Source organism: Labilibacter marinus, assembly GCF_001659685.2.
In the GTDB taxonomy this organism is placed as follows: Bacteria; Bacteroidota; Bacteroidia; order Bacteroidales; family Marinilabiliaceae; genus Saccharicrinis; species Saccharicrinis marinus.
The window spans coordinates 14,591-27,376 of record NZ_LXYE02000061.1; the positions used below are offsets into that span (position 1 = coordinate 14,591).

Genomic DNA, 12,786 nt, shown 5'->3' on the forward strand with positions numbered 1-12,786 from the left:
TACATTCTTTTTCTTTAGTAAAATATTGTAGATGAATCCAGATAACACCTTGAATCAATTATCTTCCTTGTTAAAAGGGGAAGTATCTGTTAAAGATTTAGATCGCGCTCAGCACGCAACCGATGCTTCTGCTTATCGCGAAAAGCCTTTGGGAGTCGTGTGGCCTAGAGATAATGCCGATCTTCATCTAATTCTGGATTTTGCTTATAAAAATAAAATAGAATTAATTCCCAGAGGTGCTGGTACGTCATTAGCCGGACAAGTTGTTGGTAGTGGCTTGGTAGTTAACATGTCAAAGTACATGAACAACATTCTGGAATTGAATGTGGACGAAAAGTGGGTGATGGTTGAGCCTGGTGTGGTATTAGATGAGTTAAACAAATATCTGGCTCCACATGGTTTATTCTTTGGCCCTGAAACATCAACTTCAAATCGCTGTACTTTAGGTGGAATGGTGGGTAATAACTCCTGTGGTTCTCACTCGTTGGTTTATGGTAGTACAAGAGACCATCTTTTAGAGGTACATGGATATTTAGCTAATGGAGATGAGGTTGTTTTTAAAGAGATTCAGAATTGGGAGTTTGATAAAAAATGCCAGCAGGAAGGGCTAGAAGGTGATATTTACCGAGAAATAAAAGACATCTTATCTAAACCTGAACATATTGCTGAGATTGATAAAGAATATCCGCATAAAAGCATACATCGAAGAAATACAGGTTATGCCTTAGATTATTTAGCCGAAATGGTTCCGTTTAAAGAAGATGGTGATCATTTTAATATGTGTAAATTAATTGCAGGCTCAGAAGGAACTTTAATGGTGGCTAACAAAATGAAGCTAAATTTGGTTTCAGTCCCACCAAAACACGAAGCGCTTATTTGTGTTCATTTTAATAGTCTCGAAGAGTCTTTACAAGCCAATATAGCAGCGCTGAAACATTCGCCCAGAGCAGTTGAATTAATTGACGATAAAATAATTGATTTAGCAGGACAAAGTACAGCTCAGCAAAGCAATCGTTTTTTTATATCGGGTAAACCCCAAGCTCTATTGGTGATTGAGTTTGCAGATAACTCTTCAGTTGCGTTGGAAGAAAAGATTCATCAACTGATTAATGATTTTAAAGAGCAGAATCTAGGCTATGATTATCCCATTGTAGAATCGGAAAATATAAAAAGAGTTTGGGCACTCCGTAAAGCAGGATTAGGTGTTTTATCCAATATGAAAGGGGATGACTTACCCGTTGCTGTGATTGAAGATACGGCTTTAAGACCTGAAGATTTGCCTGCTTTTTCAAAAGATATAAAGGACCTTTTGGGTGGGTTTAGTAAGGACTGTGTGTTTTATGCACACGTTGGAAGTGGTGAGTTACACCTGCGTCCGGTATTGAATTTAAAAGACCCTCAAGATGTAATCATATTTAGGAAAATTGCCAAGGAAACAGCAGCCATTGTAAAAAAATATGATGGCTCGTTAAGTGGAGAACATGGTGATGGTAGATTGCGCGGAGAGTTTATTCCGCTCATGGTGGGTGATTTAAATTATAAATTAATATTACGTGTTAAAAAGGTATTCGATCCAGAGGGACTTTTAAACCCTGAAAAGATTGTTAATACCCCACAAATGAATACTTCCTTAAGGTATCGACAAGCGAATCCTTTGAAGAAGATAAATACCGTTTATAGCTGGCGCGATACAGAAGGGATTGTTCGTGCAACGGAAAAATGCTCGGGTTCGGGAGATTGTTTAAAATCGGAAGTCATTGGCGGAACCATGTGCCCTAGTTACATGGCAACTAAAGATGAAAAGCATACCACACGAGGAAGAGCTAATATACTGAGAGAATATTTCACAGGAACCTTAGATTCGGATAATTTATATTTAGAGGATATTAATGAAGCGCTTAGTTTGTGCTTATCATGTAAGGCCTGTAAATCGGAGTGTCCTTCAGGGGTTGATGTAGCCAAATTAAAGGGTGAGTTTTTACAACATTATTATAGCCAAAAGGGAGTTCCTCCTAAAGCGATGATGATTGCGTATATGCCCGCTATAAATAAGTTGTTTTCAGTTTTTCCTTGGTTATACAATGGACTAACTCATGCGCCATGGATTAAACGTATTGTGCCTAAAATGATGGGGTTTAATGCTTCTCGCTCTATTCCAAAGATGAATAATATTTCTTTGAAGACATGGGCTAAGTGGCATAAAAAATCAGCAGCCAAGCAAAAAACAGTATATCTTTTTGCGGATGAATTCACTAATTATTTAGATAGTGATACGGGTATAAAAGCTATTCTTTTGCTAGAGCAGTTAGGGTACCGAGTTGTGATTCCTGAACACTTGAGTAGTGGACGAACCTATATTTCGAAAGGGCTGATTAAAAAAGCTAAAAAAATTGCTAACCGAAACATAGAACTGTTGGCACCCATGGTTTCATCTTTAAGTCCTATTGTTGGTATTGAACCTTCGGCTATTTTAACCTTCAGAGATGAGTATATAAACTTGGCAAAGGATGAGTTGTTAAGCGAGGCGCAGAAAATTAGGAAATGTACCTATACCATTGAAGAGTTTTTGGCCAATGAGATGAATAAGGGAAGGATTAAAAAGGAGCAGTTTACCAAGGAAGAGCGAAATATTAAATTTCATGGACACTGTTATCAAAAAGCCTTGTCTAACACAAAATACATAAGGCAAGCTTTATCTTTTCCAGAGAATTATCACGCTGAGGAAATAGATTCGGGTTGTTGTGGTATGGCAGGTTCATTTGGTTACGAAAGCGATACTTACGCCATCTCCATGAAAATTGCTGAAATGAAGTTGCTTCCTGCGGTCAGAGAAACAGAAGAGAGTACTTATATTGCTGCTTCTGGTACTTCGTGTAGACATCAAATTAAAGATGGTACAGGAAGAACGGCAAAGCATCCTGTAGATATTTTATTTGAAGCTTTGGCTTAAATGGGTCGTTAATCTTCAACAGGCTTGAACGGTATGTTGATGTAAAATGTAGAGCCTATTCCTACACTAGAAACTAACTCAATAGAGCCGCCTAGTAACTGCGTATTTTCCTGAACGATGGCAAGTCCAAGACCCAGCCCTCCGTTTAGTTTAGACTTTTCAGGATCTGCTTGTTGAAATTTTTTAAAGATATTGTTTTGGTCTTCGTCTTTGATGCCAATGCCCGTATCTCTAACAAAAAATTGCAAAGTTTGCTGCTTGTCAATAATTTTGTAGCCAAACTTAATAGAGCCTTTATCCGTGAATCGGATGGCATTTTCAATCAGACAAGTCAGTATTTTATAGATCTTAATTTCGTCAATCCAAACCCTGCTAGCATCATCATCAAGTTCTGTTTCTAAAGATAGCATTAGAGGTTTGTGGTTGAGTGTATTGCTAAATAAGGTGTGTATTTCATTAAGTTTGTTATTCAAGAATACACGCGACTCAAAAACCTTAACTTGTTTAGTGCCAAGCTTCGATATTTCAATGATGTTATCAATGATAAGGAGAAGTTGATTGCTGTTATTCTGAATCGTTTCGATATACGACCTCTTGATATCTTCCTCTATATCTTCCATATCTAAAAGTTGAGCAAATCCAATAATACCGTTCATTGGCGTGCGCACCTCATGCGACATGTTATTTAGGAATTCAGTTTTTAGTCGGTCACTTTCTTCAGCTTTGTTCTTTGCTATCTCTAGGTCTAAGTTCGTTTGTACTAATGCTTCAGTAGTAGCTAAAAGTTCTTCGTTAGTGGCCCGTGCTTCTTCTTCCGAGCATAACAACTCCTTATTTTTTTCTTCTTTTTCAACCAGTTCGTTATTGGCTTTATTTATAGTAGAATCAATAAATTTACTGGTGTAATACATAATTAATGCAACACTTGTTAGTATGAGTGTGTGGTTCAGGTATGCATTAGTGAATAATGGTTGGTCGTTTGGTTGTAACTGGATGGCTAAATAATATATTCGAGAAGTAGTTATAAAAGTAAGTATGGAATTGATCAGTATTATGGGGCGTGAGGCATATAATACATTAAATACGATATATCCTAAAACAGAAACTTGGCCAAGTGCAAACTTATAAGTTACATCAATCTCTGGCTGAATAATATTCATGAAAATAAGCAGAGAGATAACCGAAGTAAGGCTAAAGAAGTTTCCGGCAATCTGAATTCCTTTATTTTTTAATACAAATAGTGAGATAACTAAGATTGTTAAGGCCGAGGAATTGGACCAATAGGTAATCGAAAGGTTATCGTGTTTTTGAAATACGTTGGATAATATACCAATGGAGAGTATGACTATGCCTATAAAACATAGCTTTATGAACAGTTTGGTTTTTAACTCAGAAAAATAATCTGAATCCTGGTTAGGATGAAAAAACAAAAGAATATTTTTCATTTATGGCATTAGGTGTATATGATTTGTTTTCCAATTGTATTTTAATAACTAAATTCAATCTAAGGAGATAGAATTTAGTTATCAAGTTGCCATGTACGACAATAAAAAGGAAAAGTTTCTGTCTGCTAATAAATGAATGAAAAGAAGATGATGAATGATTATTTTAATCGAGACAACTCTTTTTTAATATTTGATTTTTCCTTTTTGATACGCGCTATTTCTTTAAGTACAAATGATATTTCGTATCCATCGCTAATCGCTTCTTTGTCAAATTTCTCCATTACAATGTAGTAATGCTTTTTACCTATAAACTGTACTTTTAATGGCTTAGAAGTGTTTTGCGCAATAAAGTCTATAATACCATTGTCGTTATTGTTTTTGTAATTAACAACTTCCCAATAAGTACCTTGATCTTCAAATTTTCTATTGTCAAAACCATCTTCAGGAATCTGCTCACTAGTAACCGATTGATCCTTATGATATACCTTTATTTTATTATGGTAGATGTAGTTCTTGCCAGAATATCTACTTGAGATATAGAAGTTACCTTCCATGTCCAGATGGGCACGCAAGTATGTTCTACTGTATGAGTTTTGTGGTTTCTGGCGTTTGTGAATAAGTACTTCTTTTTTACCGTAATCGTTGCTTACAATAAAGTTTTTCATCAGTACTTTTAGTTCCTCTTCTTTCTTCACCAAAGCACTATCAAAGAATACTAAGTTTCTTTCTTGTTCTCCAATTTTAATGGTTCGCATCAAGTCCTCAGCACGGGTTACAAACTCAATTTCTTTCGGAAAATTTTCTATGATGGAGTCTAATGCCACCTTAGCATCATTATATTTTTCTTGATTAAAAAGGTCATTTGCCTTTTCAAATTTCTCTTTGGCAATTTCTTCAGGTGTAGGTCCGCATGCTAATAAAAGTGCTGATAAGAATAATACCCAGATTGATTTATTTATAGTTTTATTTAGTGCGAACATGTGATAAGTTATTAAGACCGTTTTTAATGTGTTGCTATAATTAGCAAAAATAAAAAAACCGACAATAAATGTCGGTTTTTAGATCACTAAGTTTGAAAGGTATTAGTTTAAAAATTCAAAATCCTTAACGGTAACATTAAGTGACGATTGAATTTCACCTTCTTTGGTTTTATATCCAGAGCTACTAGGTTCTCCTTCAATTAATACTTTTTTTCCTTTTTTAATGTAATCAGCAAATTTTGTATCGCTGTCTTTACCACGCCAAATGGATGCTCGTATCCATTCTGTTTTTTCTACTTTTTCACCTTTTGAGTTTTTGTAGTTTTTAGAAACAGCCACATCAAAATTAATTACCTTACCATTGCTGGTTTCCGTTACAGTGGCGTCATTTCCCACATTTCCGCTTAAAATTAGTTTTAACATATCTTTATAATTGTTTGATTAACATTATATCTAAGATAGTCATATTTAACTAAATATCCAGCTAACGCCGATTAAAAATCTTTCTCTTTATCTTCGTTAAGTAATTTTTTGGTACTTAATAAACCACAAGCAGCATAAATATCTTCGCCTCTCGATTTTCGAATAGTGGTAATAATACCTTTCTTTTCCAGCACCTCTTTAAACTTTTCCATGGTAGGATGAGATGACCCGCGAAGAGGAGTATCTGGTATCGGGTGAAACTTAATTAAGTTTACACGTGATTTTAATCCAGAAATTAATTTTACCAATTCTTTAGCATGTTGAACAGAGTCGTTAACACCTTCGAACATAATGTACTCAAATGAAATTCTACGTTGTCTACCAAAATCATATTCCTTAAGTATATCAATAATTAATTCGATAGGATAAACATTTTCAATCGGCATTAATTCTTTACGCTGCTCGTTTAACGGTGTATGTAAGCTAATGGCTAAATGGCAGTCACTCTCTTCAATAAATCGACGCATGGCAGGCGCTACGCCAATAGTAGATACGTTTACTCTTCTTGGGCTCCAGGCAAATCCCCACTCAGCAGTAATAATTTCTAAGCTTTTTAAAACTTCCTCTATGTTATCCATAGGTTCGCCCATACCCATATAAACTAAATTAGTCAGTTCATCACTTTCAGATATGCTAACCATCTGGTTTAATATTTCCCCCGCAGTTAGGTTTTGCTGAAAGCCTTGTTTACCTGTCATGCAGAATAAGCAACCCATTTTACAACCAACTTGCGAACTTACGCAAAGTGTTTTTCTAGTTTCGGAAGGTATATAGGCAGCTTCAATAAACTGTTTTGTTTTGGTATGGAAAAGATATTTTTTTGTGCCATCAACCGACTCTTGAACATTTTCAAAATTTCTTAACCCAATGTTATACTTTTGATTCAGTATATCTCTATTTTTTTTAGAGATATTATTCATATCATCAATTTGGGTTACTTTTTTTTGGTACAGCCAGTGCGCAAGTTGTTTTGCTATAAAGCCAGGAAAACCTAGTTCTTTAACTAATGCTTGAAGTTCTTTTAGGGTTTTGCCAAATAATGCCTCTTTTTCCATATTTTGCTTTCTGTTTGTTGCAGCTTATTTAATAAGGTGCAAAGGTAGTATTTCTTTTATTTTTGAAGTTAATTTGTTGTTTAGTTCAAGAGCTTGGTATGACCAAGGTAAATTTATTGGGTACTTAGGTTATCGCAGCTTCGATTTATATAAGCGAATCAACGTATGAAACCCCTGAAGTCTATAAATGTTTATAACCCTTGATTCGAATTGTTAATAGAGATATGAAAAGGTTCACTAAAGAAATAAATATTAGGTATTTCGATATCGACATGAATAATCATGTAAATAACTCGGTGTATTTTACTTATATGGAAAATGCCAGAACGGAGTTATTAATGGATGATTTTTTAGCTGCCAAGAAAGATGGGTTGACCTTTGTGGTATCGGAAACATCATGTAAATATTATAAGCCTATTAGGTTGGGAGATAGTATTATATGTGAAATGGTTTTTACCTTAAAGAGGAAGGTTCAGTTCTTGGTTACTTATACTTTTAAAGATAAAACAACACAAGAAATTTTTGCGGAAGGAGATACCATGGTTGTGATGATTAATGAGTCTAAAAATCGCCCCGTTGCTGTACCGCAGGCTTTTATCAATAGTTATGTGAATGTAGATTAAAAGTATATTTCTGCCATTATATTTTCAAACGCTACCCCCTTTGATAGGATTATATCTCGAACGTCTACTACCATCTCAGGATTACCGCAGAGGTAAAATTTGGTGTTTTGGGGTAATGATTCTTGAGATTTGAGCCAATTGCTTAGTCGCCCTTCTATAATACCCTCTCCTTTTTCTTTGGTGCAAAACCGTAGGTAGTCACTTTTAAGTTGGTTACTAATGTCATCCTGAAACAAGAAGTTATCTATTGTTCGGGAACCATGCAGTAGTTTTTGCGGTAGTTCGCTTCCTGATTCCATCATAGAAATAAAAGGTGCAATTCCAGTTCCTGTAGCTATCCACCATTCTTTATCTTGCGATGGTATAAATTTCCCAAAAGGTTTAGAAACGTATACAGTATCTCCCTTTTCTACCTGAGAAAGCGGAGGAGTGAGCTTCCCATCTGGTTTAACATCAAATAAAATTCTCATATATGATGCTTTATTACTGCTGGCTATACTGTATAATCTAGGGTCGTTTTCTTTATTCAAAGTAAGAGCTACTACCTGCCCAGGAGTAAAGTCAAACTTTCTCGTAAAATTAACTGTGAAATATCCAGGTGTAATTTCAGTGATAGATTCAATTTTATGAGCAAAAAGTTCTTTGCGTTTTCTTGTCATGGTAATTATTTTGAACTCAAAACGTAGAAAAGCCGCACTTTGTTTAAAGGCGGCTTTTATCTTTGTTTATAGTATATGTACTAATACTTCTGGGGCAATCAATAAATTATTCGTTTATCGGTAAATAAACCTCAGTCACCCATTTTCTCGAATCTGTTTCCTCCATTGGGTTGGTAAGGTATAATTCGTATGGTGGTATTTTTTTGCTTTCGTTTAATTTGTAGGTTCTCGAATAAGTCATTCCTGCAGCCCAGGCGTTGCCAATGTGTTCGTAATCTCCTGTAAATCTAATCTTTAACGCTTTTATGGCTGGCGAGATGTCTCCATAATAAGGTTTAGCAATGCCCGTGGTATCTTTTACTGGTATTGCTGTGGTATAATCGCAATTACCCTTAATTAAATCAAAATCATGATAAACTGTTAGTGCTTTGTTGTATTGAATGTTGTTGGTAGCAGCATATTCATGTAACTTATTAAAAGAATTTTTCATGTTGTCACCCACTTCATCCATGTTACAAGCCGTTCTTTCTCCCATGTATTTGATTTCTTCGGCATCAACAATTCCAATAATTTCAACCTTAGAAGCAACGTAACCTTTTTCGGCCAATTCTTTCATCATCTTAAGACCTCTTTCGTAATCCATCCCAATCATAGGCTCCATCATTTCAGCCATAAATCTTACTATAAATGGCATTTCGCCTTTCATACCCCAGGTTACTTCGGTGGTTGAGTCGTTAATATTGCTGAATTCCCAGTAAACAAATGACGATGATTCCATCGGTTCTTTAAATACAATATCCTGATCAATTGATTTTCCATCCACAATTTTAACATGTTTCATTTCTCCAGAACCAACTAATTCACCTGTCCAAGCATAGGTGTCACCTACCTTTTTACCATTTCCAGAAATATTAACTTCAGCTTCAGGCTCCATGCATAGCCATGGCGACCATGTTTTCCATTGGTTAAAATCTTGTACCAGGTTAAAAACTTCGGCGTTTGGTTTGTTGATGGTAATGGATCTTTTAACATCATACGATCCATCAAGTGTAGCTAGCCATATAGCAGCAGACCCAAGAGCAACGATCAATACTACAACTATAGTAATTAAAAACTTTTTCATTATACAGGGTTTTAAATAATTATAAGTGATTATTAAGATAGGTTCAAAATAGTAAATATTTTCATCCAAGTCAATTTAAATCTGAATGGGGTATAGGCGCAGCTGTGCTTCTGTTTGGTGGATAATATACTCTTTGTAATCAAAATCAATTTCTTATATTGTAACCTTATGGTGCGTTTAACGAACAAATAAAAACAACTCACACTTAAAATAATTTATGAAGTTATTACGTAAATTTATTTGCATTGTAGCATTTTGTTTGTCTCTTGTTTCCTGCGATTTTCTTGAGCCATCAGATAAAGTTCCTTCAGTTCCTTTGTTGTATTTTAATTTTAATGGAAATAATGAGTCTTCAGGTATCGAGCCTTTTAAAATATATGGTAATCAAACCATGTCTTATTCAAAAGGAATTAAGGATTCATCATTAAACCTTACGGGAACTTCTTATTATAGAAAACCAATTGTGGTAGAAACCAAAGGGCATTTTATTCCACAGCAGCAGAATGCTTTTGCCGTAATTGTGTGGGTAAATGTAGCCGAAGGAGATAATGAAGTATATGGAATCATTGGAAACAAAGGTGTGGGTACAGAGGATGAAAAAGGTTGGGTGGTATCTACAACAGATGAAGGAGCATGGCAATTAGAAGTTTCTGATGGTTTTGAACATCAAGTTTATCGAGCAACGCCTGTGCGCCAAAGAATAAATGATGGAAAGTGGCATCAGCTTGGTTTTATGATGGACAAAAATGAGAAGGTGGCCCGTACTTATTTTGATGGAAGATTGGTTGGAGTGATGAGTTTAACAGGGATTCAAGGTTTTGATGCAGATTATAATTTATTTATTGGTTGCAATCCTGCTTCGCTCGATTATACGATGGATACCTTTAATGGTAAATTAGATGAGATAGGCGTTTGGTCGCAGAGGTTATCTGATGAGCAGTTTAAGCAGGACTTTGTGAGTATAAAGAAAGAACGAATGAGTGCTCCTCCTCAGGCCAGCGATTCTATTAGAGTAATGACCTGGAATATTTGGAATGGCGGAAGACAGCAAGGTAAAAGAGTGGGTTTAGATAGAATTGCACACTGTATCAAAGAAAATAAGGCGGATATTATTGCTTTGCAAGAAGGTTTTGGGTCTGGTGAATATTTGGCAGATAAACTAGATTATTATTTTTATAGAAGAAGTCATAATCTATGCCTTTTGAGCAGGTTTCCCTTAGGGAGAAATTTAAACATGTATAAACCTATTAATTTAGGTTGTGTTGAGGTGCTTTTAAATGAAGATGATGCGGTAATAATGTGTCCGCTTTGGTTGAGCTTTAAGCCCAATATTAAAGGCCTTTTGATGAATGAAACAGTTAGTAATGATACCATTCTAAAACTCGAAAATTCTTCTCGTGGTAACGAAATGACATTTATTTTAAGTGAGCTCAATCAATTGAATAATGAATTAAAAAAGACCTCCGTTATTGTTGCTGGAGATTTTAACAGTGGTTCGCATCTTGATTGGACTGAAAGAAATAAAGCCAATAAATACAATAAAATAATTCCGTTTCCGGCCAGCAAAAAAATTGAAAATAAAGGATTTAAAGATGCCTACCGAGAAGTATGGACGAATGAAGTAGAAAAGAGTGGAAATACTTATTCTCCTATTTTTAAAGAAGGCTATAAGGATAGAATCGATTTTATCTATTATAAAGGAAATCATATTAAGGCTACCAATGCAGCTATCGTTGATAGCACTACCGCATTATTCCCTTCAGATCATGCCGCAGTTCTAGTAACTTTTCTATTGCAATAAAAAAACGTAATTTTAGGGTAGGGGTAAATACATGTTTACATTGTCCTATATTAAACGTTTAGTATTGCATGTTATCAAAACTTAAAAATAATAGTGCCGAAAATCTTTTTGGGCTCATAAAGCAAGGCGACGAAAGCGCTTTTGAAGAGTTGTTTAGACTGCATTATGTCAGCCTGACTGCTTTTGCCAATAGTTTTATGCATGATTTAGATATAGCTGAAAGTATCGTGCAAAACGTTTTTGTTAAGTTATGGGAGAAGAGGAGTAAATACGAAATTAACTCTTTAAAATCCTATTTAATGATTGCTGTTAGAAATAGCTGTCATAACGAACTAAAAAGATTGCAGCACGAACGTAGTTATAAGAAAACCATTACGAGCGAAGATGTTATTGCGGAAGTAAATTATTCCGATTCTGGAGTTATGGAAAGAATTTCTGAAACCATAAATCAGTTACCTGAACAAAGAAAACGGATATTTAAGCTAAATAGATTAGAAGGATTAAAATATAGAGAGATAGCGGAGAGGCTTAATATCTCGCCAAAAACGGTAGAGGTTCAAATGGGCAAAGCTCTAAAGTTTTTAAGGGAGAATTTACTTGAATTAAAGAAGCAGGTATATAATATTCTTTTATAAAAAAAGAGGTTTCAGACGGATTGAAAGAAATACAAGGTATGATGAAGAAGAAGCAAAATATAGATTGGGAGTTGGCAGCTAGGGTGCATTCTGGGGAAGCGTCGAAGAGTGAGATGGAGCAATTTGATGCGTGGGCGAAGGTTCCTGAGCATAAAGCAGAATGGGATCAGCTGGTTGAACAACTAGGACAGGTGGATCATGCTTTAGTCGCCGAAAAAGTAAATATTGACTTGGCTTGGGAAAAAGTTAAAGGTAAAACCAAACAAAAAACTAGGCGAGTAAAAATGGTATCTAAAATGTGGTATTCAGCAGTTGCTGCTTCTGTAATTGTTGCTTTTACTTTGTTTCTAAACCCATTTGAAAAATCGGCTACCCTTCAACATTTAGTTGTTAATGAAACTATGAATAATCAGGAGGAAGTTAATTTAGCAGATGGTTCTATGGTTGATTTAAATCGTCATAGTAGTATTCAATATCCTGAAACTTTTAATGATAATACTAGAATGGTAACGCTTGACGGAGAAGCGTTTTTTGATGTTGCGGCGGATAAAAATAAACCATTTTTAATTGATGCTGGCCAAATTCAAGTGAAAGTGGTGGGTACTTCTTTTAATGTTAAAGCATATGCCGATTCTGAATATAAAGAGGTTAGCGTTAAAAGTGGTGTCGTTCAGGTTCTTTCTCAAATGGGAGATAAACCCATTGTGGTACTCGAAGCTGGCGATAAGGCTGTTTTTAATGTAAAAAATAATTCCTTGATTAAAATGAAGAGTGAAGGAGATAATTATTTAGCTTGGAAAACAAAAGATATTACTTTTAAGAAGGAGAACCTTAAGGATGCTATTTCTTTATTAGAGGACGTTTATAATGTCGAAATTGATATTCCTGATAACTTTAAGCTTGACAGTGCTGAGATATCGGCTACATTTCATAAAAATAGTATTGACTTTATTTTAGATGTACTTGATAAAACGTATAATGTAGATTTTAAAATAGTAGAAAAGGATTAGGTAAAACAATTATTAGCTACTT

11 protein-coding genes are annotated in these 12,786 nt (G+C 35.0%); 5 read left to right on the forward strand and 6 right to left on the reverse strand.

Annotated features, from left to right (window positions below; all coding sequences use genetic code 11):
• Positions 1-31: 31 nt before the first annotated feature.
• Positions 32-2,950 (forward strand): FAD-binding and (Fe-S)-binding domain-containing protein, encoded by a 2,919-nt coding sequence (locus A8L32_RS22240; RefSeq protein WP_075591579.1) that lies wholly within the window; start codon positions 32-34, stop codon positions 2,948-2,950.
• Positions 2,951-2,958: 8 nt separating this feature from the next.
• Here A8L32_RS22240 and A8L32_RS22245 read toward each other — a convergent pair whose 3' ends face one another.
• The 4 genes from A8L32_RS22245 to rlmN all read right to left on the reverse strand — a co-directional run bounded on the left by A8L32_RS22245 (position 2,959) and on the right by rlmN (position 6,913).
• Positions 2,959-4,395, reverse strand: coding sequence for a sensor histidine kinase (locus tag A8L32_RS22245; protein ID WP_075591580.1), 1,437 nt, complete (start codon positions 4,393-4,395; stop codon positions 2,959-2,961).
• Positions 4,396-4,553: 158 nt separating this feature from the next.
• Entirely contained in the window at positions 4,554-5,375 is an 822-nt protein-coding gene (locus A8L32_RS22250) for an outer membrane protein assembly factor BamD (RefSeq protein WP_075591581.1), read from the reverse strand.
• A gap of 102 nt (positions 5,376-5,477) precedes the next feature.
• A complete protein-coding gene (locus tag A8L32_RS22255) occupies positions 5,478-5,798 on the reverse strand; it encodes a single-stranded DNA-binding protein (protein WP_075591582.1) in 321 nt (106 codons plus the stop codon).
• A 71-nt stretch (positions 5,799-5,869) separates the two neighbouring features.
• Entirely contained in the window at positions 5,870-6,913 is a 1,044-nt protein-coding gene (rlmN, locus tag A8L32_RS22260) for a 23S rRNA (adenine(2503)-C(2))-methyltransferase RlmN (RefSeq protein ID WP_075591583.1), read from the reverse strand.
• Positions 6,914-7,137: 224 nt separating this feature from the next.
• Between rlmN and A8L32_RS22265 the strand changes: the two genes are divergently transcribed.
• Positions 7,138-7,536, forward strand: coding sequence for an acyl-CoA thioesterase (locus A8L32_RS22265; RefSeq protein ID WP_083631466.1), 399 nt, complete (start codon positions 7,138-7,140; stop codon positions 7,534-7,536).
• Here A8L32_RS22265 and A8L32_RS22270 read toward each other — a convergent pair.
• On the reverse strand, positions 7,533-8,195 hold the full coding sequence (locus A8L32_RS22270) for an FAD-binding oxidoreductase (protein ID WP_075591585.1): 663 nt from the start codon (positions 8,193-8,195) through the stop codon (positions 7,533-7,535). The two genes, A8L32_RS22265 and A8L32_RS22270, sit on opposite strands and share 4 nt — an antisense overlap.
• A 106-nt stretch (positions 8,196-8,301) precedes the next feature.
• On the reverse strand, positions 8,302-9,318 hold the full coding sequence (locus A8L32_RS22275; protein ID WP_075591586.1) for an SRPBCC family protein: 1,017 nt from the start codon (positions 9,316-9,318) through the stop codon (positions 8,302-8,304).
• A 217-nt stretch (positions 9,319-9,535) separates the two neighbouring features.
• Here A8L32_RS22275 and A8L32_RS22280 point away from each other — a divergent pair, with 217 nt between their 5' ends.
• The 3 genes from A8L32_RS22280 (at position 9,536) to A8L32_RS22290 (ending at position 12,764) form a co-directional block, all read left to right on the forward strand.
• Positions 9,536-11,119, forward strand: a complete 1,584-nt coding sequence (locus A8L32_RS22280; RefSeq protein WP_075591587.1) for an endonuclease/exonuclease/phosphatase family protein — start codon at positions 9,536-9,538, stop codon at positions 11,117-11,119.
• A 68-nt stretch (positions 11,120-11,187) separates the two neighbouring features.
• The gene (locus A8L32_RS22285; RefSeq protein WP_075591588.1) at positions 11,188-11,754 is read left to right on the forward strand and encodes an RNA polymerase sigma-70 factor; all 567 of its coding nucleotides are present in this window, start codon (positions 11,188-11,190) and stop codon (positions 11,752-11,754) included.
• Positions 11,755-11,792: 38 nt separating this feature from the next.
• The gene (locus tag A8L32_RS22290; RefSeq protein WP_143525202.1) at positions 11,793-12,764 is read left to right on the forward strand and encodes a FecR family protein; all 972 of its coding nucleotides are present in this window, start codon (positions 11,793-11,795) and stop codon (positions 12,762-12,764) included.
• Positions 12,765-12,786 lie beyond the last annotated feature (22 nt).